Origin of the sequence: Vibrio sp. JPW-9-11-11 (assembly GCF_013369335.1) — a bacterium.
Taxonomy (GTDB): domain Bacteria; phylum Pseudomonadota; class Gammaproteobacteria; order Enterobacterales; family Vibrionaceae; genus Vibrio.
In genome coordinates this window covers 509,921-536,370 of the sequence record NZ_SZQJ01000036.1, presented here as the reverse complement: position 1 = coordinate 536,370, position 26,450 = coordinate 509,921, and the positions used below count along the sequence as shown (strand labels likewise).

The 26,450-nt window shown below is 47.7% G+C and carries 19 protein-coding genes; 10 read left to right on the top strand and 9 right to left on the bottom strand.

Going from position 1 to position 26,450, the window contains the following annotated elements:
* Window positions 1-12 precede the first annotated feature (12 nt).
* The 3 genes from FCU94_RS18230 to FCU94_RS18220 all read left to right on the top strand — a co-directional run bounded on the left by FCU94_RS18230 (window position 13) and on the right by FCU94_RS18220 (window position 2,802).
* Window positions 13-1,443, top strand: coding sequence for a methyl-accepting chemotaxis protein (locus tag FCU94_RS18230; RefSeq protein WP_176289887.1), 1,431 nt, complete (start codon window positions 13-15; stop codon window positions 1,441-1,443).
* Window positions 1,444-1,581: 138 nt separating this feature from the next.
* On the top strand, window positions 1,582-2,016 hold the full coding sequence (locus tag FCU94_RS18225) for an acyl-CoA thioesterase (protein ID WP_176289886.1): 435 nt from the start codon (window positions 1,582-1,584) through the stop codon (window positions 2,014-2,016).
* A gap of 81 nt (window positions 2,017-2,097) precedes the next feature.
* The gene (locus FCU94_RS18220) at window positions 2,098-2,802 is read left to right on the top strand and encodes a DUF445 domain-containing protein (protein WP_176289885.1); all 705 of its coding nucleotides are present in this window, start codon (window positions 2,098-2,100) and stop codon (window positions 2,800-2,802) included.
* A 50-nt stretch (window positions 2,803-2,852) separates the two neighbouring features.
* Here the strand turns inward: FCU94_RS18220 and FCU94_RS18215 are convergent, their stop codons facing one another.
* The 6 genes from FCU94_RS18215 to FCU94_RS18190 form a co-directional block, all read right to left on the bottom strand.
* On the bottom strand, window positions 2,853-3,329 hold the full coding sequence (locus tag FCU94_RS18215; RefSeq protein ID WP_176289884.1) for an Lrp/AsnC family transcriptional regulator: 477 nt from the start codon (window positions 3,327-3,329) through the stop codon (window positions 2,853-2,855).
* A 94-nt stretch (window positions 3,330-3,423) separates the two neighbouring features.
* Complete coding sequence (locus FCU94_RS18210) at window positions 3,424-3,657, bottom strand: hypothetical protein (protein ID WP_176289883.1); 234 nt, start codon at window positions 3,655-3,657, stop codon at window positions 3,424-3,426.
* A 167-nt stretch (window positions 3,658-3,824) separates the two neighbouring features.
* A complete protein-coding gene (putP, locus tag FCU94_RS18205; RefSeq protein ID WP_176289882.1) occupies window positions 3,825-5,312 on the bottom strand; it encodes a sodium/proline symporter PutP in 1,488 nt (495 codons plus the stop codon).
* Window positions 5,313-5,383: 71 nt separating this feature from the next.
* On the bottom strand, window positions 5,384-6,082 hold the full coding sequence (locus tag FCU94_RS18200; RefSeq protein WP_176289881.1) for a 1-pyrroline-5-carboxylate dehydrogenase: 699 nt from the start codon (window positions 6,080-6,082) through the stop codon (window positions 5,384-5,386).
* 2 nt (window positions 6,083-6,084) lie between these two features.
* Complete coding sequence (gene putA, locus FCU94_RS18195; RefSeq protein WP_176289880.1) at window positions 6,085-9,225, bottom strand: bifunctional proline dehydrogenase/L-glutamate gamma-semialdehyde dehydrogenase PutA; 3,141 nt, start codon at window positions 9,223-9,225, stop codon at window positions 6,085-6,087.
* Between the two features lie 187 nt (window positions 9,226-9,412).
* Window positions 9,413-10,228 (bottom strand): AraC family transcriptional regulator, encoded by an 816-nt coding sequence (locus FCU94_RS18190; RefSeq protein ID WP_176289879.1) that lies wholly within the window; start codon window positions 10,226-10,228, stop codon window positions 9,413-9,415.
* Between the two features lie 493 nt (window positions 10,229-10,721).
* Here FCU94_RS18190 and FCU94_RS18185 point away from each other — a divergent pair, with 493 nt between their 5' ends.
* From FCU94_RS18185 to FCU94_RS18175, 3 genes are all read left to right on the top strand, one after another.
* Complete coding sequence (locus FCU94_RS18185; RefSeq protein ID WP_176289878.1) at window positions 10,722-11,819, top strand: PEGA domain-containing protein; 1,098 nt, start codon at window positions 10,722-10,724, stop codon at window positions 11,817-11,819.
* A gap of 140 nt (window positions 11,820-11,959) precedes the next feature.
* Window positions 11,960-13,786 (top strand): SUMF1/EgtB/PvdO family nonheme iron enzyme, encoded by a 1,827-nt coding sequence (locus FCU94_RS18180; protein WP_176289877.1) that lies wholly within the window; start codon window positions 11,960-11,962, stop codon window positions 13,784-13,786.
* Window positions 13,787-14,110: 324 nt separating this feature from the next.
* On the top strand, window positions 14,111-14,824 hold the full coding sequence (locus FCU94_RS18175) for a helix-turn-helix transcriptional regulator (protein ID WP_176289876.1): 714 nt from the start codon (window positions 14,111-14,113) through the stop codon (window positions 14,822-14,824).
* 20 nt (window positions 14,825-14,844) lie between these two features.
* Here the strand turns inward: FCU94_RS18175 and pdxH are convergent, their stop codons facing one another.
* Window positions 14,845-15,480 (bottom strand): pyridoxamine 5'-phosphate oxidase, encoded by a 636-nt coding sequence (gene pdxH, locus FCU94_RS18170; protein ID WP_176289875.1) that lies wholly within the window; start codon window positions 15,478-15,480, stop codon window positions 14,845-14,847.
* Between the two features lie 212 nt (window positions 15,481-15,692).
* On the opposite strand from pdxH, the gene FCU94_RS18165 reads away from it, so the two are divergent.
* The 4 genes from FCU94_RS18165 (at window position 15,693) to FCU94_RS18150 (ending at window position 21,853) form a co-directional block, all read left to right on the top strand.
* Entirely contained in the window at window positions 15,693-17,084 is a 1,392-nt protein-coding gene (locus tag FCU94_RS18165) for an HlyD family type I secretion periplasmic adaptor subunit (RefSeq protein WP_176289874.1), read from the top strand.
* A gap of 67 nt (window positions 17,085-17,151) precedes the next feature.
* Window positions 17,152-17,805, top strand: a complete 654-nt coding sequence (locus FCU94_RS18160) for a transglutaminase-like cysteine peptidase (RefSeq protein WP_441351756.1) — start codon at window positions 17,152-17,154, stop codon at window positions 17,803-17,805.
* A 5-nt stretch (window positions 17,806-17,810) separates the two neighbouring features.
* Window positions 17,811-19,721: a bifunctional diguanylate cyclase/phosphodiesterase gene (locus FCU94_RS18155; protein WP_176289872.1), complete on the top strand. Its 1,911-nt coding sequence runs from the start codon at window positions 17,811-17,813 to the stop codon at window positions 19,719-19,721.
* 17 nt (window positions 19,722-19,738) lie between these two features.
* Window positions 19,739-21,853 carry a type I secretion system permease/ATPase gene (locus tag FCU94_RS18150; RefSeq protein ID WP_176289871.1) on the top strand — a complete coding sequence of 705 codons (2,115 nt, stop codon included), beginning with the start codon at window positions 19,739-19,741 and terminating at the stop codon, window positions 21,851-21,853.
* 67 nt (window positions 21,854-21,920) lie between these two features.
* Here the strand turns inward: FCU94_RS18150 and FCU94_RS18145 are convergent, their stop codons facing one another.
* Together FCU94_RS18145 and FCU94_RS18140 are read right to left on the bottom strand one after the other, a co-directional pair.
* The gene (locus FCU94_RS18145) at window positions 21,921-24,464 is read right to left on the bottom strand and encodes a glycosyl hydrolase family 18 protein (protein WP_176289870.1); all 2,544 of its coding nucleotides are present in this window, start codon (window positions 24,462-24,464) and stop codon (window positions 21,921-21,923) included.
* A gap of 352 nt (window positions 24,465-24,816) precedes the next feature.
* Window positions 24,817-26,214, bottom strand: coding sequence for a tryptophanase (locus FCU94_RS18140; protein WP_176289869.1), 1,398 nt, complete (start codon window positions 26,212-26,214; stop codon window positions 24,817-24,819).
* Between the last annotated feature and the right edge of the window lie 236 nt (window positions 26,215-26,450).

Here is a 26,450-nt window from a genome sequence, read left to right as displayed (position 1 = left end):
AGGAATCCCAATATGAAAGAAGTTGAATTTCGAACGATAGACCGACTGTTTATCAAAATGTCCATCAATGACAAGATGTGGGTCATTTTTGTACTGTTTTTGATCTCAGTGGCCGCGCTAGCCGGTGGCAGATACGTACATACAATGAGTACGTTCGAGCAAAATACCCTGAATGCGGCACAACAAAGGCTGGAAGGCGCCATTGCGGTCGGTAACTCGGAAAGCCTTTCAGCTTGGAGAGAAATTCAGCCGGTAAGTCGTAAGATGCCCGCCAGCTATGACCAAGGACTGGCGATGGTTTCGGCTATGGCCAAAGATGGAAAAGCCTACCAACTCACCCTCGATAAACGCGCTCAAGCACAGCAAGTTAAATCAGAAGCGATCACCAGCCTCGCGCTCAGCTTTATTTGGGCTCTCCCATTTGCCCTCTTTACCTACTGGGTGGCAACCTTTATCGGCGGCGCACTTTGGGTGCTATACACCACCACAGAACGTATCGGTGAAGGGGATTTAACGTCGCGTCTCGGCTTCCACCCTGGTCGTGACGAGTTTGGCACCATTGGTTGTGCACTCGACAAAGCGATGGATACGCTGACTGAGCTAGTGGTCACGGTAAAAGAAAATGCTACGACACTCAGCCAAACCTCTTCGTCATTTGAGCAAGAGATGAAAACCAGTGAGTCGCAAATCAGCCAACAATACGCTTCGTTAGACTCGGTCGCCACCGCAATGGAAGAGATGACGGCTTCAGCGAAAGAGGTCACCAATATTTCTCAGCAAGCGACGGCGCAAACAGAGAACGATTCACAACATATCGAGCAGAGTTATCAACGCGTGAGATCGGCGATCAGTGAGATCACTAAACTGTCCGATTATATTGCTCAAGCTTCGCAATCCGTAGCAACCCTCACCGAAAACACGACTCAAATTAACGAAGTGATCACGACCATCAACGCGATTTCAGAGCAGACCAACTTATTGGCACTCAACGCGGCTATCGAGGCGGCACGTGCTGGTGAGCAAGGACGTGGATTTGCGGTCGTCGCCGATGAAGTGCGCACTCTAGCCGGACGCACGCAAGCCGCAACAGTCGAGATTCAAGCAATGATAGAAAAGCTTCAATCAGAAACCCACAGCATTGCGTCGATTACTGAACAAACGGTTAGCCAAGCGCAAACCAGTAGCGACTTAGTCGCTGATATCGGCAATGATGTGCAATCCATCTCTGAGTCGGCACGATCGCTGATGGACATGAGTATTCAAATTTCGACATCAGCGGAAGAACAAAGCGCGGTTGCGAACGATATCGCGTCTGAACTCAGCGACATACGTAGCCAGTCAAACACTATACGCAGTGTTGCCGAGCAGTCTTCAATGGGCGTTGCAAACCTCACCAGTGCATCGGTTTCACTGGCGGATATTCTCAAACAATACCGTACTTAAACATCGTAAAGGGCCGTCAGGCCCTTTTTTATTGCCTCTCCAATACCCGCCGCCGTTTCGATCACAAGTTGTTAACAATTTGCGTGCATCCTAGTCCAAACGCATTAGACTAATTACTCCATTACTAGGAGAAAAATCATGGAAGACTTACTAGCCGATTACCCGGTTATCACCGAAATCCCGGTGGCTTGGGGGGAGATGGACGCACTGCAACATGTGAATAACGTAGTCTATTTTCGTTATTTTGAGACTGCTCGCCTTGATTATTTCAAACAGATCGATTTGCTGGTCAACTTACGCGAAAGCCATATTGGCCCAGTACTCGGCCATACAGAGTGTAAGTACATTCGACCGGTTACGTTTCCAGATACCCTACTCATCGGCTCACGTGTCGTTGATCTCCAAGAGGAGCGCTTCACGATGGAGTACCAAATCGTCAGCAAAAGCCAAGGTAAAGTCACCACTCAAGGGCGGGCGACCTGTGTGATGTTTGATTTTAAAAACAATACCAAGGCAGCCCTCCCTGAGAGTATTAGACAAGCGATTGTCAATGCTGAAGAGAAGGCCCAATAAGAGATAGAGAATAGGTGTCACAGTCGTTTTAACTTGGTATATACTGCGCGTCATCGTTAAATCAACCACTTCACGCTGAATATGAACAAAAGTTTACTGACGAATCTCATTGCTCTAGCCTTACTTGCAGGCGGCTATCAAGCCGAAAACCAAATTGCTTTCTATGCAGGTCTGTTTGCTTTTTCTGGTGCTATCACCAACTGGCTGGCTATTCATATGCTGTTCGAGAAAGTACCAGGATTGTACGGGTCTGGCGTCATTCCCGCCCGTTTTGAACAGTTTAAAGCGGCAATCAAAACCTTGATGATGGAGCAATTTTTTACCCAAGCTAACATCGATAAATTTTTGAACAGCGAAATGGCGGGGGGCACGACCCTCAACTTAGAGCCAGTGCTAGAAAAGGTGGACTTTAACCCCACTTTCGACTCGCTGGTCGACGTGATTGCCAACTCTTCATTTGGCGACATGCTCGCCATGTTTGGCGGGACCGAAGCACTCCAACCTCTCAAGCAGCCTTTTGTCGAGAAAATGCAAGAGTCGATTGTCGAGATTAGCCAAAGTGAATCCGTTAAACAGGCACTAAAAGAGCAATTTGAAGCGCCAGCCATGATGGAAGAAATTCAGGTCAATATTGAAAACATCATCGATCAACGCCTGAGCGAGCTGACCCCGAAGTTAGTCAAAGAAATGGTGCAACAGATGATCAAAGAGCATCTCGGTTGGTTGGTTGTCTGGGGCGGCGTCTTTGGTGGCCTGATTGGCGTCCTTTCTTCTTTCGTTGCCTAGTACAGTGGCCATTGTGTCAGGGAAGCGCAGCGGCTTCCCTTTTTTTTGGTCTAGAGCTTGGCAATGAGGTCTGCGTTAACACCAAAGCTGGTTTTATGCTCTTCAATCACCACTTCACTTCGCGTCTGAATAACGCCTGGCAGCGTCCCCAACTTGGCCGACATAAAGTGCTGATATGCCTTCATATCTTTGACTCTGACTTTGATCATGGTATCGAAGTCACCGGAGAGTGAATAACACTCTTCTATTTCCGGCATATCTGCGACCGCTTCGGCAAACTTCTCAAAGATAGAAAAGCTCGTTTGGTCGAGACGAATATGAATGAATACCTGTACATCTAGCCCCAATTTTTCAGGATTAAGCTCGGCATGATAACCCGAAATATAGCCTTCTTTTTCGAGTCGTTTCACTCGGTCTGAACAGGGAGAAGTGGTCAGATTGACCTGTTTGGCGAGCTCAACAATCGGTAGACGCCCTTTAAGATTGAGCGCGCGAAGGATCTCTTTGTCGATACGATCTAAAGTCATGAATAGCCCAAAATGCTAGCCTAGCGTATTGGGCTCTATTCTAGAGGAAAAACGTCAACCGTGGATAGTAGTGGTGAACCACTAAGTTGTGAGCTTAAGCGACTTTTGCATCAGAAAAGGCGTTGCCCACCTGTGTTACTTCCGTTTGGCTATTGCACACGCGACAAAATGCCTGTTTTTCCATTTTGACATAGTGCGCGCCTTGAAAGAGTGTCGAGAAGAAACAGGCCATGCTCTTCATCACCGAATCATGTTGAACTTCGCAGCGTTTCATCACGATTTTATGATCTGTTGTTTTATGACAACAATCGCAGTGCATGTATGGCATGTTCGTCTCTCCTTTTACTCTCGTTATTGATAGTCGACACATTTTGAGAGAGAGAGTTCACTAAGTTCAAACGATAGTTTAGAAAACGTGAGATATGTTCAATAATTGGGCACAAATAACGAGAAAAGCCCCGAAGTTCGGGGCTTAATTAAAGAAATCGAGTCGATCTAGTCGAGTTCGACTAATTGCTTCTTAAAGGTGGCATGCTGAGATTTGACGCTTTGCTCAGGCTCTCCAGTCACGAGGCTCACAACAACAATGCTCACCACAGAGAAGATGATTCCCGGTACAATTTCGTAAACATCGAACCATCCACCAGACAATTGCTTCCAGACCACAATGGTAATACCACCGACCAAAATGCCGACTAAAGCACCGTTACGGTTCATGCGTTCCCAGTAAAGGCTGAGCACGAGAGCTGGGCCAAATGCTGCACCAAATCCAGCCCACGCGTACGATACCAGCCCCAGTACTGAGCTATCTGGTGTCATCGCTAGAACCAGCGCAACGACTGAAATGCCAATCACGGCGATACGACCAACAAGAACGATCTCTTCAGATGTGGCATCTTTCTTAAACACTTGTTTGTAAAAATCTTCGGCAAGCGCTGAAGAAGAAACCAACAGCTGTGAATCGGCCGTACTCATTACCGCCGCAAGAATAGCCGCAAGCAAAATACCAGCAATCACAGGGTGGAACAGTGAGTTCACCAATAGCATGAAGATCTTTTCACCATCGTCGACACTTACACCTGAATTGGTCACGTAAACCAAACCGACTAGGCCAACGAGCATTGCACCCACCATAGATAGCGCCGTCCAGATCACTGCAATGCGACGTGCGGTAGTCAAATCTTTGTTTGAACGAGACGCTTTAAAACGAGCCAAGATGTGCGGCTGACCGAAGTAACCTAAACCCCAGGCAACGAGAGAGATGATCCCAATCGCTGACAGTGGCTCACCTTTCGAGTCTTGCCATAAGGTCAATAGTTCTGGGTTAATGTTCGCAAGATCGCTGCTAAGTTGGCCAAACCCGCCCTCTAATGCCGCAATTGGCACGATCAACAGGGCCGCTGCCATCAATAGACCTTGAACCAGGTCAGTCCAAGAGACGGCTAGGAAACCACCAAATAGAGTGTAAGAAACGACACAAACGGTGCCTATGATTACCGCGGTGGTGTAATCCAAACCGAATACAGTTTCAAACAGTTTGCCGCCTGCTACTAGACCTGAACTGGTATAGAAAAGGAAGAATAAAAGAATGAAGAAAGCAGAGATAACCTGAATCATCTTCGAGTTATCGTTGAAACGGCGTGATAAGAACTCTGGTAAAGTCAGTGCGTCAGTCGTAATACTGTACGTGCGAAGACGTTTTGCGTTGACTAACCAGTTGAGCCATGTTCCGACGAGTAGACCACCCGCTAGCCAAAACGCCTCAATACCCGCTGCGTAGGCGTAGCCCGGTAAGCCAAGTAGTAACCAACCACTCATGTCTGATGCACCTGCAGACAAGGCAGCAGGCCAAGGTCCTAGCGAGCGCCCGCCAAGAAAGTAATCGCTTGAACTTTTCGTTCGTTGATAGGCGTACACGCCGATTGCGAGCATCATGATCAGATACGCAATAAACGTGGTCGTAATAGCAAAGCTATTTTCCATGTGATTTGTCCTCTCTAATAATATCGCCTTCCATGATTGCCCTCTCAACCAGAGGGCAGGTCAAAGAAGAGTTAGTGGGTTTCGTTACCAAGTTCTAGCAAGGTCGCGTTGCCACCCACTGCTGTTATATTTATTGTTCGGGTTCGCTCTGTGATAAAACGGAGCGCTAAGTGAGGATCGTGGGCAACAGGAATGTTGACCAGATCCGTTTCAGACGTCAGGCTAACTATCGCGCCAGAACGTTTCGCCAGTAGACGGTTGAGTGTTTGCTCAACCTCACCGTTGCCAACATAACCAATACTGCGTACATCTGACTCCAGCAGCTGATGATAAGCATCCACTGCAACAAACTGTACTAAATGCGTTGGCAACGAAGACTGTAAAAACGCAGTCTCTAGGGCTTGGCTAAGCGCGGTGTCATCACTGCATAAGATGACGGTATTACCCGCGATCAAAGCTGCGGTCATCTGTGCGACCACGGCTTGCTTAGCCGTCGCTTGTGTATCGTGTTGAATGACAAGCGCCACACCGCGCCCTGCGGTGTAGAGTTCGTTGGTTTCTCCAGTGGGTCCAACTAATTGATGCGTTTCCGCCAGCAGGGCTGACGCTTGCTCAATGTGGTAAGACACTACAGAGGCCAACTCAGGCTGAACCTGTTGTAGAGCCTGTTTAAAAGCAAGCAAACACTCACTTTTTGAATCAAAATCGGTCAGATTCCAGTTTTCCCAAGCTGAAAAAGCGTCAGCAAAACGAGTGACTTGATGAACCATAATTATTTCTCCTCGCCTTTGAACTCAGAAAACTGAGTTTGAGTAAAGCGGTACAAGTAATGAGGACCACCCGCTTTCGGGCCAGTGCCTGACAGTCCTTGACCACCAAATGGCTGAACACCAACAACCGCACCCACTTGATCACGGTTGATGTAGCAGTTACCGACTCGGGCGTGTTTTTCAATCCAGCGGTAGGTGGTTTCATTTCGACTATGGATGCCCATCGTCAAGCCAAATCCTGTGTGATTGATTTTTTCAACCACTTGGTGCAGTTCGCTGGCTTTGAAACGTACGATATGCAGGATCGGGCCAAACTGCTCCTCTTTGAGCACTGAGATGTCACCAATTTCAAACGCCGTAGGCGCAACAAAATCACCGTACTCATGCTCTTGTGACAAAGCTAGCTGAGCGACTTTTTTCTCGCTGGCACTCATCTTCTCAATGTGGGCCATGAGTTTATTTTTCGCGTTCGCATCGATAACCGGGCCAACATCGGTCGAGTGTAGATAAGGCTTACCGACACTCAACTCTTGCATCGCACCTTGAATCAAAGCAACGATACGATCGGCGATATCTTCTTGAACATACAACACGCGCAAAGCGCTACAACGCTGACCGGCAGAGGCAAACGCAGAGCGAATCACATCGCGTACAACTTGCTCAGGCAGGGCAGTACTATCGACGATCATCGCATTTTGCCCACCGGTTTCGGCAATGAACGGCACTGGTGCTGCATCACGCTCCGCGAGCGTTTGATTGATACGCTGCGCCGTCGCGGTAGAGCCAGTAAACGCCACGCCAGCAATCGCCGGGTGTGACGTTAACGCTGAACCAATTTCTGCGCCGCGGCCAGTGAGTAACTGAATGGTACCGGCAGGGAAGCCGGCGTCATGCATCAGCTCAACCGCTCGAGCCGCAATCAAACTGGTTTGTTCAGCAGGTTTTGCCACCACCGTATTACCTGCGACTAACGCTGCGGTCACTTGGCCGAGGAAAATTGCCAGCGGGAAATTCCATGGACTGATACACACAAACACGCCACGACCTTGACGAGTCATAGTGCGGCGTTGACCATCGAAACTTTGCAGTGCGAGCTCACCTAAAGCATCGACTTGTTTGGCGTAGTAGCGACAAAAATCGACCGCCTCTCTCACTTCATCAATACTGTCGTGAATCGTTTTACCCGCCTCTTGATGACACAAGGCAACCAACTCAGCTAAATGCTCTTCAAGTAAGTCAGCCAGCGTGTCGAGCTTTTCAGCGCGTTCGGCTTTCGGGCTTGTTTGCCATGCAGGGAATGCGCGCGCCGCACCTTCAATCGCCGCGGAAACATGATCAAGGTTGGCGAAAGCCACCTTACCAACTTCAATACGTCGGTCGAACGGTGCCGTCACGACTTCAACGTTGGTCGATTCCTTGATCATGCTTTCGGCTAGTGCTTCGCCGTTAATCACGGGGCCAGCTTGCCATTGTTGGTTTAGAAAGCTCTCTACTTCATGTTCAAAGGGCTTAGCCTCACTTTCGACATCAACATTCACGCCCAATGAGTTTTTGCGCTCAGGGAAAATATCCGTTGGTAATGGAATGCTGGTATTGTTCAGCGTGTCAAAAGCTAACAACATGTCGACCGGATGCTGTGTTAAGCTCTCGATTGGGCAGCGGGCATCAACTAAGCGGTGAACAAACGAACTGTTAGCTCCATTCTCCAATAGTCGACGCACTAAGTAAGGCAGCAAATCTTTGTGGCTACCCACAGGTGCGTAAATACGAACAGATTGCTTGTAGGCGCTCATGGCGTGGTTGTACAGCGAGTCACCCATGCCATGTAAGCGTTGGAATTCAAATTCTTTATGGCTCGCCATCACGGCGATCGAAGTGACAGTTTGCGCGTTGTGGCTAGCAAATTGCGGGTAGATATTACCGCGAACATGCTCACTGAGAAGGAAACGAGCGCAAGCTAAGTAGGCGACGTCAGTAGCTTCTTTACGAGTGTAAACCGGGTAGTTGGTGTAACCCGCTTGCTGTGACCACTTAATTTCACTATCCCAGTAAGCCCCTTTCACCAAACGTAGTGGAATGAGGTCACCTTGCTCTTTGGCCAACGCATTGAGCCAAACAAGAACAGGAAGTGCTCGCTTCGAATAAGCTTGAATCACAAGGCCGAACTTCCCCCAGCCTTTGACTAAGTCACTGCGATACACCTTTTCAAACAACTTTAAAGAGAGCTCTAGCCGATCCGCTTCTTCCGCGTCAATGGTGATCGCAACATCCAGTTCAACCGCTCGACGCAAAAGTTGTTGCAGCGTGTCGTACAGTTCAGTCAGAACGCGCGCTTCATTGGCCACCTCATATCGCGGGTGCAGCGCAGAAAGCTTAATAGAAACAGAAGGCGCAGGACTGGTATCAAGGCCATAGGTATCGCGCCCAACGGCTTCAATCGCCATCAAATAGTCTTTGAAATATTTATTCGCATCGGCGGTTGTTAACGCCGCTTCACCCAACATATCGTAAGAGTAGGTAAAGCCTTTATCGCGCATGCTTTTGCCATTTTTCTGCGCTTCTGCAATGGTGCGACCCAAGACGAACTGGTGTCCCATCACCTTCATCGCTTGATGCATCGCCTTACGAATAACCGGCTCAGACATTTTGTTGACTAGGCGATTGACCGCGCTCACTGGGCTCTGTGTCTCGCTCTCAGACAAGCCGACCACTTTACCGGTGAGCATCAAGCCCCACGTTGACGCGTTAACAAAAACAGAGTCTGAGCTTTTTAGGTGTGATTTCCAATCGGCAACCGTGAGCTTATCGCGAATTAAAGCGTCCGCCGTCGCGGCATCTGGAATACGCATCAAGGCTTCAGCCAAACACATCAACAAAATACCCTCTTGGGTATCTAGGCTATATTCGAGCAATAGCGCATCGATCATTTGGATCGATTTTTTATCTTCTCGAATCGCTTTAATCAGATCGCTGGTCTTATCGGTAATCTGTTGTTTTTCGGCATCCGTTGGCATCGCCAAAGGCAGCAATTGGTTTAGCCATTGTGACTCATCCACCATGTATAGTGGCGAGATCAATGACCAAAGTTTATCAAGCGGCTGCTCAACAAACTCAGCATTTAACACATCAGTTGCTGTAAACATGCGTTTTCCTCAATCTCAGACCTGAAATCATTTCAGGTTTCCTACAATGGCGAGCAGTGTATTTTGAGCTTGAGAAGATTACTTGTCAAAAACTCCGAGCTTTTTGCTAAAAACTCTGATTTTTAACAAAACAAACACAGAGTCACACTCAAATGAGCAAAATTTTATAGCGAAAGCGTTAGCTTTCTTAACCGAATTGTTTCTTATACTGAGAAGGTGACATACCTTGAAGACGGGTAAATGAGTGGGTAAACGTACTTTGTCCAGAAAAACCGGTGAACTCTGCCACCTGACCCAATGTCAAATGACCCTGTTCAATCAATTGTTTTGCCATATCAATACGCTTACCAAGTACGTATTGATGGGGCGTGATACCCATTTGTTCTTTGAACAGAGAGTGGAACTGGCTTTCACCCAGGAAGACGCTGCCTGCAAGCTGAGTCACTGAAATTTTTTGACTCAGATGCTGCTCGATGTAGCGGTCAATCGCCTCCAAATCGAAGCGAGACTCCTTACGTGACGTTTCGAACGCAGACATATGACGTTGCATGAGCGCGATTACAGTGTCGTTGCAAGCTCGACTAAGCAACAGATCATCGGGGTTCGCTTGCATCTCAGCCACCAGCATTTGGATCAGCTTTTGAATCTGGCCATCGAGTTTGAAATAGGTATCTTTATTGTTCAGTTCGTTAAGGCGCTGAAGCATCAAAGGGTCCCCTTCCTTAGGAAGCGGCATGTTAAGAACCAAAATATCAGAGTGACCCACCACACCACCAAACGCATGATCAGTGCCTGATGTTACAACGCAACCTTGCCCTGGACCGACTAAATTACCGTAGCCACTCACCTCAAACTCAGCCTGACCCTTTAAACCAATCACCACTTGTGTGTAATGATGATCGTGGCATTCCATATAGGATGGGAGAGTGATCAGTTGCGCAGGTCTAGGCGACAATTCTTTGGCAGTCGAAGCGTCACTTTGCGTTTTATTAGCACGAGACATAGCGGCTCACAGAAAATTTTATGGTCTATTTTTTCATGGTATACCAAAAGTGATGCAACTCGAAATTCCTATTGATGAGTTATCAAATAAGTTGCAGCCGCTCAATTCGCTGCCGTTCTGACCAAACTCATTAAGTGGTGAAAAAACCACCAATCAGACTACCGGAAGAATGATCAAGCGCACATAAATTACGGCTCATGTCACTTCTATCCACATTCCCCATTCTCGATCAAAAATCTTTGCTTGCATATTTCTTGAATGCGCCCAAAATGGAGTATGTATTAGATAGGTTTATCTCGAATTATGATAAGCTTAGGTAACGCTCTCTGATAATAGAGCGAGAGAAGTGGAAGAAATAGACCTTTGCAAGGCATCTGAGCAATGGACTGTCAAAAGTTTGTCTTTTTCCTAATGTAAGTGGCATATTTTGTAGATATGCACTGATTTGATTATTTTACATTGGTTGTTTAAACGTTAATTGTTGCAGGGACTTATGATCATACGTCGCATCCCAGCGCTTTTGCTTGCGCTAAGCCCTATTTGGGTTTCGACTTCGATTTTTGCACAAGAAAGTGTACAGGCTGATCCTGTTGCTGAAATCGAAATTAAATTAGAAACTAAAGAAGCTGAAATGGGCACTATGGCTGCAGAGTTTGACTCTGAAGCTGAACGTCTCCAACAACTTCAAAATGAAGAGAGTAAGCTTAAGCGCCAAGAGCAGGAGCTCAACGCTAAGCGAAATCGTGCTAAATCGGCTCTGGACAAACAGTATAACCGTCTTCTCGATGATCCAGAGATTGATTTAGTGTCATTCCAAAAAGCGTATCAAGACGCGTGGGCTGAGGTTAAGGACAACCAGAACGCCATTCTTGAAAACCAGCAGGCCATCACTGAAAGTGAAATGCGTCTCTCACAAATCAAGCAGAAACAAGCGCGACTCAACAGCGAACTCTCCTACTTGCAAGAACAAAAAGTAGAAGCGCGAGTCAAACGTCTTGCGGCAGAGCTTCGTGAGAGTGACGTGCTTGAAACAAGTTACAAAACGACCTGTTCATCGACCATGACTCTGGGTGAGTGTACCAGCCAAGGCCACTACTTAACCAAGCAAAGAGCAGTCAAAACTTTTAAAGCTCAGTTGATGGACCGCTTAACTGAATCTAACATTGCGAAACAAAATGCCAAGGGCGTTCAACTCAATGTTCACGTTCAAGAAAATCAAGTGATCCGCTCTGGCTTCGAAGGCAATAACAGCTATTACACTGAGATGCGCTCGCAGCTTCAAGCGCGCCCAGAAGCGTCAGCTGCTTGTAAACTGCTTGATGTGTCTGCTCGCTACTGTTTAAAGGGTGAGCAAACCACTAGTAACACCAAACAAGACAAAAACTGGGTTAACGTCACTGTACGTTCAGACCAGTACGATGACTCAGTGGTGATCAACGGTATCAACTACGGCAGCACTCCTGTCGAAGTTGTTCTACCTCGTGGTGAGCACCAAGTCACGGTATCTAAAACAGGCTTTGAAACCTATAACCGCGTCATCAGCGTGAATACGAATGACACGGTTTGGGTTAAACTTCGTCCAAGTGGCTAAAGATTGATTTACCAATCTGACTCACAAAGATGAACTAAAGCGCCATTTTGATCCTAAGTTATTCATTGATAACTTAAGACAAAGTGGCGTTTTCGTTTAGAATAAGTCCACTAATTACTATGAGATGTAGAAGAAAGACAATGCGTCCAGGTTTATCCGCCCTTTTGTTAGCATTATCGCCATGTTTAATGTCGTCTCTGGTCTTGGCCAATGACGCTCCTTTGTCATTGGTCCAAATTGACGACCAACTGTTTACTAAACATGACGAATTAAACAGCGCGCGACAAGCAAAAGACGAGCAGCAGGCACTGCTAGATCAAAAACAAGCTGACCTTACCTCACTCGACCAACAGGCCAAAACGCTCGATAAGGCGTTTAACGATGCCAAACAAAAACTCGAGTCTGATTATCAACGTATGATTGATGACCCTAGCATTGACATTGTGGCTTCACAACAAGCCTACCAAGACGCTTGGTCTGCAGTTAAGCAAAACCAAAAAGCACGCTTGGCGGCAGAACAAGCTGTCGAAGAACAACGTGCAGTGGTCACTACGCGACAAGCCGAACTCGACACTATCGAGCAAGCCATTGCAGGACTGGGTGAGAGTAAAGTGCGAGCACGAGTCGAGCAGCTCAAAAGCGAACTCACACAACCTAACTCCATCTCTGTGAGTTTCACCAACCGCTGTCAACCGTCAATGACGCTGTCTCAATGTGATCAACAAACGCGCGAGCTGGCACTACAAAAAGCGGTCAAGCAGTTCCGTGGTGAAATCGCCAATCAAACCAGCGAAAGCACACTGGTAAAACGCAATATCAACGATACCTCACTCAATATTCATGTCCTGCGCCACACGACGAAACAAGCCGGATTCTATGATGGCGTTCGTTATCGAACCATCATGGATGTCGAGTTGGAAGCTCGTCCCAAAGAGACCGTCGCGTGTCAGTTGCTTGAGGTCGATAATCAATACTGTTTTGCGCCCGGCGTAGACAGCAGCAAACCGCTTCCTGTAGACCAAGAAATTGCTTGGGTGACCTTGTCGCTCCGCTCCAACCAATATAACGACAGTGTATTTATTGATGGCGTGTCCTACGGCAGCACCCCTGTCGAAGTGATGCTCCCTACCGGCACGCATAATGTTTTGATTAAGAAAGAGGGATATCAATCATTCAGCCAACAAGTTTCAGTTAAATCTGATACCTCCTTGCGCGCAGTGCTGACTGAAAAAGCAAACCCTCTACGTGAAGGTACCAAGTTCGCTGATGGCATGGCCAATAAAGGCTCAGCACCCGAAGTGATCACTTTATTAGCTGGTAAGTTCTTCGTTGGAGAACAAGGTTCGAGACAAGTTTACCTTGATCATGCTTTCGCAATCGGAGCGACCCCCGTCACCGTCAGCCAGTTTTCTCGCTTTGTCGAACAAACAGGATACCAGACAGACGCTGAGCTAAAGAATACTTGTACCGCCTTGGTAGAGGGCGAAGTCACACCTATCGCCAATAGCAGTTGGCGCGATCCAGGCTTTAAACAGTACCCTAACTCGCCAGTGGTGTGTGTCAGTCAAAACGATGCAAAAGCCTACACTAATTGGCTACGCCAGCAAACTGGCGCCTCCTATCGCTTACCCACTGAAGATGAATGGGAAGTGGCTGCACGTGCTGGTAGCCAAGAGAAATACTGGTGGGGCAACCGTTTTAAACCTGGTGAGGCAAATACCGGTTGGAGTGGCACTCCATGGTCGAATACCAGTACAGCGCCTGTCAGCGCATTTCCACCCAACCGTCTCGGTCTCTACGACAGTATTGGCAACGTTTGGCAATGGACCAGCAGCCCGCGTGGCATCTTAAAGGGAGGCGCGTGGAACTTTTCTCCTGAGATGGCAGCGGCAGACAAACAGTTGTTCTTGTCGCCTTCTGAAGCCGCTAATTACGCAGGTTTCCGAATCGTACGAGACATACACTAACCGCACAGGGGGGATTTCCCCCCTTTTTTATTTAATTCAACAAGATAATATTACCAATGAGCTTGAGCTTAGCCACTTAAGCTTGATATCTATTGATATGTCTATATCTCAGTGGTTTGTACTGAGTACATAGAACCTCTTCTACACGTCGACAAGAACTTATGGTTCTTGTGTTTGCCAGTCATCCAAGGATGCCTGGCATTTTTTATTTAAAATCATACAATTAAGTCGACGGACTAGACATTATCTCCCTCCAATCACGCACACAATTGATTGCGACTATGCTATGATACTCGCCTCGTTTAATAGCCTACCTATGCGCAAGTGAAGCCACAGTATTTATCCCTATTTAGTCAGCTACCCGGATATTGGGGATGCAAAGATCTCAACTCTACCTTTGTCTATGCCAACCAGGCCTACGCCCAACTGATTGGATTTGCCCAACCTGACGACTGTATCGGCCTCACCGACCATCAAATGCCCAGCCCGACCACACGTTGTGCAGCGGATTTTGTCAAACAAGATCGCTATGTGATTGAGCACCAGATCCAGCTCAAGGTACTTGATATTCACCCCTACCCAGATGGGACATGGCGCGCACATATTTTTACCAAAACGCCGTGGTTCAACGACGATGGGCAAGTACAAGGTACGATTTTTTATGGCCAAGAGCTGTCTGATACGGCGATCTTGGAAGTGGGACACTGGATCTGCCGAGCAACCGGTTTGTCCTCAGAGCAGACCATCGCTGCAGATACCCCGGCACGCAGCACACTCACTCACCAATTAACCGAGCGAGAGTCTGAAGCACTGTTTTTACTCTTATACGGAAAAAAGCCACATTACATCGCCAATATCATGAATATCTCAGTCAAAACATTGGAGAGCTACGTCGTGAGGTTAAGAAGGAAATTCGGTGCGCACTCAAAAGCGCAACTGATTGAAATGGCTTTAGAACAAGGGTTTGGGTCACATATACCCAAGACGCTACTGAAAACTCAAATTTCAGTGGCACTCAATAGTGAATACGCCGCATAAGCGGCGTATTGTCGATTCGGTCACGGGGCTAAGCGGTCAATTTGCCAAGCTTGGTCATGCTTGGAAAATAGGAAACGATCGTGCAATCGGTGCTCACCTCCCTGCCAGAACTCAATACTTTCCGGCTTGATTCTATAACCACCCCAAAAGCTAGGAACTGGAATTTCTCCCGCAGCAAACTTCTGCTTCAACTCAAGGAACTTGCCTTCTAATACACCACGAGCCGAGATTCGGCTACTCTGTTTGCTTGCGATGGCTGCCAATTGGCTCGCTTTCGGGCGAGAAGAAAAATACTTGATATTTTCTGCCGCGCTTAATTTTTCTGCAACTCCCGTGATATGCACTTGGCGCTCTAAGGGGTGCCATGGAAAGTGTAGGCTGACTTTAGCGTTGTGCTCTATGTGCTGGGCTTTCCGGCTACCCAAGTTGGTATAAAAGACAAAACCGCGCTGGTCAACATCCTTGAGTAACACAATTCTTTGAAAAGGCTGCCCCGTTTGATCGACGGTCGCTACAGTCATAGCGGTCGGGTCAGTGAGCTTGGCGTCGATGACTTGTTGCAGCCATAAATCAAATTGTGCGACAGGGTCTGCAAGCAAATCTTTTCGGCGCAGTCCGCCTTTACAATACTCGCGGCGAATATCTTCAAGTTCCATCTCTTATCCTCGACGAAATTTTTTCATCGATTGTGCGCTCTAAATACAGAGAACTCAAGCCCAAGCGGCTGACAATAGCTACACTTTATAAAAACCACCTATTGAAATAGCGCCAATCATCATCGGAGAGATAAAACCCATAGCAAATCCTTAACTTTTGCCGCCATGAGTAATAAAATCAATCAAATACCATTATTGAACAAGGATCACCCATGAGTAAGAGCAGTTACAACAAGCTTACTCCTGACGAGTTGGATTATGTCGATGACAAAACCGCTGCGTTACTATTGAATACACCAAACAGCGCCCGAGTGATGCTGTGGGTCATGGTGATCTTTTTTATCCTTGCCGGTTTATGGGCTTCTTGGGCTGAAATAGACAAAGTTACCGTCGGCCAAGGTAAGGTCGTGCCTTCCTCTCAAATTCAAGTGGTGCAAAACCTAGAAGGTGGATTAGTCAAAGAAATATTGGTACGTGAAGGACAAAAAGTAGAAAAAGGTCAGCAATTATTGCTGATTGACGACACCCGCTTTCGCTCAGATTATCGAGAGCGTGAACAACAAGTCGCTAACTTGACCGCGAGCGTACTGCAACTGTCGGCGTCCATTACGAGTGTGATGGTTGAAGAAGACTTTGAAGATGCCAACTGGCAAAACTCAGTACAAATCAACCCGAATAAGCTCGCCTTCCCCCCTGTATTAGTCGAGTCGCAACCCAACTTGGTCGCTCGTCAACGTGCTGAATACCGCCAAGACCTAGACAACCTGCGTAACCAACTCTCGGTACTCGACCAACAAGTGAAGCAAAAGCAGCAAGATCTCGTCGAAATACAAGCGCGGGTAAGAAACTTACGTGAGAGCTACCGTTTTGCCAATAAAGAGCTCGAAATCACTCGTCCATTGGCCGAAGAGGGGGTCGTACCACGCATCGAGTTGCTCAAACTACAGCGTCAAGTGAACGATACTCGTCGCGAGTTGACGTCTAGCGAGCTGAAAGTGCCAGTGCTGCAGTCTGCTATTCGCGAAGCCATGCTCAGTCGTATTGATGCCGCGCAGAAGTTTCGCTCAGAACAACAAGAAAAACTCAATCAAGCACAGGACAAGCTCTCCTCGCTGACCGAGTCAACCGTGGGCCTTGAAGACCGAGTGAACCGAACCGTAGTTACCTCTCCGGTGACAGGCACGGTGAAAACGCTCAATGTCAATACCGTTGGAGGAGTCATTCAACCCGGCATGGACATCGTTGAGATCGTCCCAAGTGAAGATACTCTGTTGGTGGAGGCGAAGATCGCTCCCCAAGATATTGCCTTCTTGCGCCCAGAGCTGCACACCATTGTTAAGTTCAGTGCTTATGACTTCACCAAATATGGGGGGCTCGAAGGCACTTTAGAACATATCAGTGCCGACACGACAACCGACGAGGAAGGCAATAGTTTTTATCTGGTTCGTATTCGAACCAAAGAAACCAGTTTGGACAAAGATAACTCTTTGCCCATTATTCCTGGCATGACCGCGTCGGTTGACATCATTACTGGCAAACGCACTATTTTAGAATACCTGCTCAAGCCAATTTTGAGCGCCCAGAACAATGCCTTGAAGGAGTAGCCATGGTCAGACATATCGTTCACCAGTCAAGGACGCACATTTGAAGGTCACTACGCTAGCCAAGTGGCTGATTGCCTTCACGTTGCTGCTACTCGCCACAACGACCTCGTTTGCTCTTAACACTCAAGAGCAGCGATGGGTTGACGCGGTGAGAACAACCTATGGCTCTCGAGCGGCTCTACGCGTCGAAACCTGGCGTCGAGAAATGTCTCAATACGCTTCGCTATCTGAACGAGATAAGCTCACCAAGGTCAATAATTTTTTCAACCAACTTAACTTTGTTAACGATATCAATTTGTGGGGCAAAAATGACTACTGGGCGACCCCACTGGAGTTTTTGGGCAGCAATGCCGGCGACTGTGAAGACTTTACCATCGCTAAGTATTTTTCTTTATTAGAGCTGGGTGTCTCTGACAGGAAACTGCGCTTGGTATACGTTAAAGCCATCGAGCTTAACCAGTTCCACATGGTATTGGCGTATTACTCCAAGCCCAGCGCAGAACCGATTCTACTGGATAACATTAATCCAGAAATAAAACGCGCTTCAACACGCCGAGACTTATTACCGATTTACAGTTTCAACGGTAAAAACTTGTGGCTTATGAAGTCGAAAAAAGGACAACTTGCAGGAAAGTCTTCAAGGCTGAGCCTATGGAATGACCTGCGTGCACGCGAGAAGGCGTTGCAACTAAACAAACCCATAGTCAATTATGATGAGTAGGCAATATGACGTTATATAAACAACTTGTTGCGGGCATGATTGCGGTTATTATGTTGTTGTTGATTTCAGTGTTCATTATTGAATTCAATACCACCAGGAATAACCTCATTCAACAACAGCAATCCGAGGTCAACAACACCATAAACACCGTGGGTTTGGCTCTCGCCCCCTATTTGGAAGACAAAGATCAGGTCGCCGTTGAGTCCGTAATTAATGCCCTGTTTGATGGCAGTAGTTACTCCATTGTTCGACTGATCTTCTTGGACACCGGGGATGAAATCATCCGCTCGTACCCAGTCAAACCTAGCGACGTGCCCAAGTGGTTTACCGACCTTAACTTGTTTGAACGTATTCACGATCGACGCGTGGTGACCAGCGGTTGGATGCAACTCGCGGAAGTTGAAATCGTCAGTCATACTGGGGACGCCTACACCCAGCTATGGCTCGCTTTTGAACGATTGGTTATCGCATTCTGTATCATCCTACTCATTGGTTTGTTTGCCATTTCTTTCATTCTCAGACGCGCACTTCGTCCGCTGCAATTAATCGTCAACAAGATGGAGCAAGTGGCGCGCAACCAGTTCGGCGATCCACTACCACGGCCAGCGACACAAGATCTCATTTATGTGGTCGATGGTATCAACAGTATGTCAGCCCAACTGGAGAAATCGTTTAAAGCACAAGCCAAAGAAGCCCAACAATTACGAGAACGTGCTTACATTGACCCAGTGTCTCAACTGGGTAACCGTGCCTACTACATGAGTCAGCTGAACTCTTGGCTGGGCGAGGGTGGCATCGGTGGCGTGGCAATTCTTGAAGCCAGCTTTATCCGCGAGTTGTACGACGATAAGGGTTATGAAGCGGGTGATGGTATGGTTCGAGAGCTGGCCGACCATCTTAAAGTATCACTCTCTTCTCCAAACGTAACATTGGCACGTATTTCGACTGAAGAGTTTGGTTTCATTCTACCCAACGTTGATGATTCAGAACTCAAGTTGGTAGCCGAAAGCATCATGACCTACGTGCAAGATATTAACGCAGACCCAACGGGAATGGCTTCGTCAGATGTCTCGTTGGGTGTGGTGTATAATAAAGCCTCCACCAGCTCTACTGAGTTGTTGACCATGCTAGACAACGCCCTAGCGACAGCAAAATCTAACCCTGAATTGAACTACGGCTTTGTGACTGGTGAACACTCAGATAGCCTAATGGGTAAACAGCAGTGGAAACACTTAGTGGAAGAAGCCATCAACAACGATTGGTTCACCTTTCGTTTTCAAGCAGCCAACGACAGTTGGGGAAAAACGTATCATCGAGAAGTGTTTTCTGCGATTGAGCAAGACGGCGAGCGCTACAGTGCCAACCAATATCTGTTTGCCCTAGAACAGCTCAACGCCAGCCATCTGTTTGACGAATACGTTATTGAAGCCATCGTGAAACGCCTTGAAGCGGGTGAGTTTGAGCAGCCTGTGGCGATCAACATCGCCCAAAGCAGTATTTCTCAGCCCAGCTTTATTCGCTGGGTAACGCAACTTCTCAGCAAACATGCTCAAGTTGCCTCACTGCTACACTTTGAGATCCCCGAAAACTGCTTTATCAACTCACCGCACCACACCGCCCTGTTTTGTAATGCGGTGCGCAACGCTGGCGCAGACTTTGGTGTCGATAATTACGGGCGCAACTTCCAATCACTCGACTATATCAACGAGTTCCGCCCTGCGTATGTCAAGCTCGACTATCTCTACACTCATCATTTAGATGATGAAAAGCAAAAGTTCACCCTGACTTCTATTTCGAGAACTGCGCACAACTTGGGCATTAAGACTATCGCATCGCGAGTTGAAACTCAGACTCAGCTTGATTTCCTTGCTGAACACTTTATTGAAGTCTTCCAAGGCTTCATCGTAGATAAATAATCACTAAAAGGTATAGCATGCAGGATCCGCTATTAAATTCTCTTATCTACGTCAGTCGATACTATGGATTAGCCAACTCTCCAGAGGCATTGATCAACGGTTTGCCATTGTCCGATGGCAAACTCACCCCTTTTCTGTTCCCTCGTTCAGCCGAACGAGCGGGACTTGTCGCCAAAGAAAACCGCGCGACATTGAATGAAATTTCACAACTGGTTCTTCCAGTTGTACTGATTTTAAAAAGTGGCGATGCCTGTGTTCTCAATAGTATCAACGCTGACAAGACCGAGGCAGAGATCGTCACCGGCGAGTCCGGTTTAGTGCCAATTTCAATCTCTATTGAGGAGTTAAACCAACTCTATATTGGCCGTTACTTCTTGGTTAAAAAACAGTTTCGCTACGACGAACGGTCTCCAGAAGTCCTAAAAACCCGTGATGGCCACTGGTTCTGGAGCACTATTTGGCAATCAAAGAAGATTTATCGAGACGTACTTATTGCCTCAATTTTGATCAACTTGTTTGCCATCGCCGCCCCTATGTTTACCCGCTTGGTGTACGATAAGGTCGTCCCCAACCTCGCTTTTGAAACCTTGTGGGTATTGGCGAGTGGGATTTTCGTCATCTTCCTTTTCGACCTAACCTTAAAGCTGCTGCGCAGTTACTTTATCGATGTGGCTGGGAAAAAATCTGACATTCTCATTTCGTCCAAACTGTTTAGTAAGGTGATGGGCATTCGCATGGAAGCCCGCCCCGCCTCGGTGGGTGCTTTTGCGCGCCACTTGCAGGAGTTTGAGTCGATTCGTGAGTTCTTTACCTCGGCGACGATTGGTTCACTGATTGATCTTCCGTTTGCCGTCTTGTTTCTGCTACTGATTTGGCTAATGGCCGGCAACTTGGTTTTGGTGCCTATCGCTGGCGTACTGATTTTGGTGATCTATTCACTGCTTATTCAAGGACCACTACGTAAGACCATTGAAGAAGGCTCTCGCTTAGCCTCGCAAAAATACGCCAACCTTATCGAAAGTCTCGCCGGGTTGGAAACCGTAAAACTGTTCGGTGCACAAAGCCAGTTTCAGTTCCGTTGGGAAGAGGCGGTCGCGCATATGTCCAACTGGAACATTAAGAGCCGCCGGATTACCGATGGGATTCAAAACACCGCTGGCTTTGTTCAACAAGCCTCTAACGTGGGTATGATCATTCTCGGGGTCTACCTCATTGCTGAAGGTGAGTTGACTATGGGGGGATTGATTGCGGCCACCATGTTAAGTGGACGTGCTATTGGCCCTATGGTCCAGCTATCACTGCTCTCTACTCGCTACAATCAAGCCAAATCGTCTATGAGCATTATCGAGCAAGTGATGTCGATGCCTGATGAGCAAGAGGAAGGTAAACGCTACATTCATCGTCCAATTGTGCACGGAAAAATTGAGTTAGATAAAGTCACCTTCCACTACCCCGACTCGCCTATCGCTTCGATTCGTGACTTGAGCCTCACGATTAATCCTGGCGAGAAAGTGGCGATTATCGGCCGTATTGGCTCAGGGAAAACAACGCTTGAACGTTTGATTATGGGCCTCTACAAGCCAACCGAAGGCCACGTTCGTATCGATGATACCGATATCGATCAACTACACCATATCGATATTAGACGTAATATCGGCTGTGTTCCGCAAGATAGCCAGCTGTTTTACGGCACCATTCGCGACAACATTACCTTGGGTCGACCACTGGCAGATGATCGTGATGTGATTGATGCAGCCAACCGCGCTGGTGTCACCGTCTTTACTCAGCAAGATCCTGCGGGTCTCGAGCGTCAAGTCGGTGAAGGCGGTTTGCTTCTTTCCGGCGGTCAACGCCAAGCGGTGACCATTGCACGTGCTCTGCTTGGTCGTCCACCGGTGCTGCTACTCGATGAACCCACCAGTGCGATGGATAACCGTTCAGAAATGCACATCAAACAGCAGTTATCGCAGCTGAAATCAACCGAAACCTTAATCTTAATCACCCATAAGACATCAATGCTAGATGTGGTTGACCGCGTGATTGTGATGGAGAAAGGTTGTGTGATTGCCGACGGACCTAAATCGGAAGTGTTGAATAACCTCAAACAAGGTAAGGTACGCGCTGTAAATTAGTATCCAGCGCTCAAACAAGAAAGCCATCTTACTTGCATAAGATGGCTTTTGTTTTTATGAAGAGGGATTAGTTGGTCGCGCAGTCAGCAGCGCCCACTTCCTTCCAGACTCCCCATGGACCAGATTGACTCGGATCGTCACCTTGAGTCCACCACTTCGCTTCCCAGACTTTGTCAGCCCAAGAGACTTGCTGACCTCCGGTATAAACACTCGACGAGTCCCATAGATTGTCACACAGTTCGCCACCCGAAGAGGCTTTCGTCACCACGACTATGGCATCGGCTGAGGCTGTTGCTTGGCCATCACCTACGACGACATTAAAAGCCAGTGATGTGTCTTGGGTATAGTCAGCGGCAACAAAACTAACGGTCGCGCCATCAATAGTCGCGTCAAGTCCTGCTGGAATCGTCCAACTAAACGTGAGTGTGTCTTGGTCAGCATCGCTTGAACCTGAAGCGTCAACCACGACAACATCACCCGCATTCACCTGACTCGGAGCACTGATTGTCGCGACGGGCGCTTGGTTAACCGGTGGTTGATCTTTAGGGTTAACCGTAATGACAACGGTATCTGACGACGTTGCACCATCATTATCGGTGACTGTGAGCTTAAAGCTAAAGCTTTGTGACGCCGTCACCTCTTCAGCGCTAAAACTCGCCTGTGCCGTGTTGGCACCGACTAAGCTTACCGCTTGACCCGAGATCTGGGTCCATTGATAGCTTGTAATCGTACCATCACTGTCTTTTGAACCACTGGCATCCAAGTTGACCGACGCAGGTCCCACGACAATTTGATCGGCACCGGCGTTAGCAACTGGCGCTTTATTTACTGGCGTTCCTGTCCCCCCAGCAAGGCCCTCGTGCATCGCATTCAAAATATCGCCATTGTCAGCGTCAATTTCCCACGAGAATAGACCCGCTAAGCCCAGATCACGCACGTATGCGCCTTTAGCCTTAACTGAGCGGTCATCATCAAACGTGATCAACTGACCTGATGTCGGATTCCATACCCAAGGGGCTTGTGCTTGTTCATCGTAGCCGTATTGGAAACCATTAATGCCCGCGTGATCAGGACCCAGCATAAATGACTTAATACCTTTGTAGTCAATCACACCATCTTCCCAAACACCCTGCGCTGTAGAGCCCTTAAGTTTGCCGTTACCGACACCTGTCATAGGATCGCTTGGGTCAGACAAAGTGCTTGGCAAGACCCCTTCCCAACCCCGTCCATACATTGCGGCACCCAACACCAGTTTGTTCGCTGGAACCCCTTGGGCTAACAATAATTGAATACCATTATCAGAGGTATACGCAGGCCCTTTGTACGGTTCGCCATTTTCATCAACCCCTGTACCGTCACATTGTCCTGGGCGCATAAAGCTACCGCAATACAGTGCAGTTTGATGGCCCAGTACGTTGTTCCAACCACCGTAGAAGTCGTAGGTCATAGCAAAGATATAATCCATGTACTGAACGGCATCGGCATAATCGACGTCTTCAATTTTATCGTGTCCGACGCCAATAGCAGACGTCAGTTCATAAGTACGTCCTGTATCAGCTTCGAGCTCGTCCAGCATGGCACGCAGCTCACGCATCAAAGCAACGTATGCTGGGCCGTCGTTAATTGGATCGCCTTTGTCTGCGGCAGCGCCGCCCCCACCAGGGAACTCCCAGTCAATATCCACGCCGTCATAAAATTTCCACGTCGTGAGGAATCGCTTCACCGAGGCAACAAACGTGTCTCGATTGGCTTTAGTGGTAAAGTCGAAAAACGGATCAGACAGTGTCCAACCACCGATCGATGGGATAATTTTCAAATCGGGATTACGCTGTTTCAATGCCATAAGCATCGCGTAATTGCCTTTGATTGGTGAGCTATACTCATGCCCTGCCTGTGGGAAGCTCTTTTGATACGCCGCCCATGGGTCATGAATCACCACTTCATAATCTGGTACACCCTGACAGGCCGTCATTAAGGCATTGTAGCTATTGCCTCCCACAGATTTGACCGATTCATTTGGGCCACAAATAGGGATAAAACCGTACAGAATATGCGTCAGATTGTCAGCAGGTAGGTTGTCTACCGTATAATCGCGACCATAAATCCCCCACTCGACAAAGTAAGTGCCCACAACCGTGTTCGGATCGGTATTGTATGATTTGTTGTTCGGATCAATGTTCATCGCCAGTGGGGCTAAATGAGCACCATCGGTGTCGGCAACAACAATTTCCGCAGGTGCACTGACACTACAGCCACTGCTATCACACGCTTCAATGGTCATTTGGTAACGACCACCCTGACCGTACTGAAAATTAGCCGTCGTTTGACTGCCTGTTATCGGTCCAGTCGCCACTTCGACACCGTCAAAATAGATCTTATAGGTGTCGCCAGTGGTCCCACTCCACTGATTAAACTTAATACTTATCTCAGCTTGTTGGTGATACTTAACCATCTGGTTGTAGCCAGCCGTGGTTTCCATCGCCAACTCAATCTTAGAAAACTGAAGATTGTTCGAGCCATATACATCAACGCTAGGCGCCGCAGGGGCGGCTAACGCTGTGCCTGATATCGCTAAAGCGATACTCGCTGCACACACAGTAATACGATTCATAACTATTTCTCTCATTCCTTGTACGTTTGCTCCAATCGTCAGAGCTATGTCTGTTCAATCGAAAGTGAAGAACATCCTCTTCAGTATTTAAGAGACTTTATTTTTGATGAAAAAAATAAAAACTAAATTCGAGTGATTGCAGAGAAATATATCGACGTTATCAGTTTGTTACATGACAAGTACGATATTGAGTCAAGATCTAGAAAAATAGCCACCAGCAGAATTTAGCGTGACATTTGAGTGATAAGTCAGTATTTGGAACTGGTTTCACCTTTATTTACAACACACAAAACTGCCGCACCATTTTATAAGTGCGGCAGGTGTTTCGGTTTCAACACAATTAGTATCGAAATTACTTGGACTTAAAACGCGCCGTGAAATGACGAAGCACCGGCGGCTCATACTCAAAAGTAAGCCCTTTTAGCTCATGAGCTCGCTGTTTAAGAGCGATGATCGCGTCGGCGATATAGTCCATATGATCATTGGTATATACACGCCTTGGGATGGTCAAACGCATCAGTTCTAACTCAGAAGGCTTTTGCTGCCCCGATTCAGGATCGCGACCTAGCAGCAATGAGCCAATCTCAACCGCGCGGATCCCAGCTTCAAGGTATAGCGCATTACACAATACTTGGGCAGGAAACTCATGTGGCGGGATATGAGGCAGGATTTTGGCCGCATCAACAAACACTGCGTGGCCACCTGTCGGGTATTGAATTGGGATCCCTCCCTCACGTAGCCGCTCACCTAAGTACTCTACTTGACTGATTCGATAGTGAAGAAAGTCTTCATCTGCCCCTTCGTATAAACCTCTTGCCAGAGCTTCCATGTCACGTCCGGCCATTCCACCATACGTAACAAACCCTTCCATCGGTACGCAGCGCGTTCTCACCGCCTGGAACAGTTCTTCGTGGTCTCGTATACAGCATAAGCCACCAATATTCACCATCGGATCTTTCTTCGCCGACATTGTCAACATATCGCCGTATTGATACATTTCACGGATGATCTCGAGAATCGACTTATCTTGATATCCCGCTTCACGCTGCTTAATGAAATAGGCGTTTTCACAGTATCGCGCCGAGTCTATCACCACCGGAATATCGTTTTGTACCGCGATCTCATACACGGCACGCATGTTCGCCATCGAGACGGGTTGTCCACCAGAGCTATTACAGGTCACCGTAGTAATGATGGCACAAATGTTCTCAGCCCCGTAGGCGTCAATCGTGGATTGCAACTTGTCTAAGTCAAAATTGCCTTTCCAGTCATATGGCGTAGTGGTATCAAAGGCGTGTTGGTCGACCACATTAATCGCTTTGCCGCCATTTAACTCAATATGTCCTGCGGTGGTGTCGAAGTGATAGTTTGAGATAAAAACGGGCTCTTTTCCTCCGCGCACGGTTTTCATTCGTTCTATCAATGCAGGGAACAGTATTTGCTCAGCTCCACGGCCTTGATGCGCGGGCACGGTTAGCTTGTAGCCGAAAAAGTGCTCTACAGCAGCGCAAAGATTGTAGTAATTGCGACTGCCAGCGTAAGACTCATCCCCCATCATTATGCCCGCCCATTGGTTATCGCTCATTGCTCCGGTACCAGAGTCAGTCAATAGGTCGATATATACATCATCACTTCGCAGCAAAAAGGGGTTAAGGCCCGCTTCTTCAAGGGCGACAACACGGTCGTCGTACGTGGTCATTTTGATCGGCTCGACCATTTTAATACGGAAAGGTTCTGGAATACGTTTCATCGTTAATGTCCTTCAAATACAGGTAAACATGCGCATCGAAAACGGCGCAAACAATAGAGATTTGGATTGGTTTTATCGGGTCGACAGACCCAATGAGACGCGGCGCGTCTTAAGCATTAACGATGGGAGAATTCTTTATTGAGAAGGGACAGGGTGTAATCAATGTTATACCATGGCGACAACACTAAACGGCTGTCTAGCGTAGCGGCGTTGAACATAGCGTTATCCTCCTGATT

Bases quoted from the DNA above. Each gene is read 5' to 3' on its own strand.
- FCU94_RS18145 (WP_176289870.1), bottom strand. From the start codon at position 24,464: ATGAATCGTATTACTGTGTGTGCAGCGAGTATCGCTTTAGCGATATCA.
- putP (WP_176289882.1), bottom strand. From the start codon at position 5,312: ATGGAAAATAGCTTTGCTATTACGACCACGTTTATTGCGTATCTGATC.
- FCU94_RS18190 (WP_176289879.1), bottom strand. From the start codon at position 10,228: ATGTCTCGTGCTAATAAAACGCAAAGTGACGCTTCGACTGCCAAAGAA.
- FCU94_RS18230 (WP_176289887.1), top strand. From the start codon at position 13: ATGAAAGAAGTTGAATTTCGAACGATAGACCGACTGTTTATCAAAATG.
- FCU94_RS18165 (WP_176289874.1), top strand. From the start codon at position 15,693: ATGAGTAAGAGCAGTTACAACAAGCTTACTCCTGACGAGTTGGATTAT.
- FCU94_RS18180 (WP_176289877.1), top strand. From the start codon at position 11,960: ATGCGTCCAGGTTTATCCGCCCTTTTGTTAGCATTATCGCCATGTTTA.
- FCU94_RS18200 (WP_176289881.1), bottom strand. From the start codon at position 6,082: ATGGTTCATCAAGTCACTCGTTTTGCTGACGCTTTTTCAGCTTGGGAA.
- FCU94_RS18140 (WP_176289869.1), bottom strand. From the start codon at position 26,214: ATGAAACGTATTCCAGAACCTTTCCGTATTAAAATGGTCGAGCCGATC.
- FCU94_RS18220 (WP_176289885.1), top strand. From the start codon at position 2,098: ATGAACAAAAGTTTACTGACGAATCTCATTGCTCTAGCCTTACTTGCA.
- FCU94_RS18215 (WP_176289884.1), bottom strand. From the start codon at position 3,329: ATGACTTTAGATCGTATCGACAAAGAGATCCTTCGCGCGCTCAATCTT.
- putA (WP_176289880.1), bottom strand. From the start codon at position 9,225: ATGTTTACAGCAACTGATGTGTTAAATGCTGAGTTTGTTGAGCAGCCG.
- FCU94_RS18185 (WP_176289878.1), top strand. From the start codon at position 10,722: ATGATCATACGTCGCATCCCAGCGCTTTTGCTTGCGCTAAGCCCTATT.
- pdxH (WP_176289875.1), bottom strand. From the start codon at position 15,480: ATGGAACTTGAAGATATTCGCCGCGAGTATTGTAAAGGCGGACTGCGC.
- FCU94_RS18155 (WP_176289872.1), top strand. From the start codon at position 17,811: ATGACGTTATATAAACAACTTGTTGCGGGCATGATTGCGGTTATTATG.
- FCU94_RS18210 (WP_176289883.1), bottom strand. From the start codon at position 3,657: ATGCCATACATGCACTGCGATTGTTGTCATAAAACAACAGATCATAAA.
- FCU94_RS18150 (WP_176289871.1), top strand. From the start codon at position 19,739: ATGCAGGATCCGCTATTAAATTCTCTTATCTACGTCAGTCGATACTAT.
- FCU94_RS18225 (WP_176289886.1), top strand. From the start codon at position 1,582: ATGGAAGACTTACTAGCCGATTACCCGGTTATCACCGAAATCCCGGTG.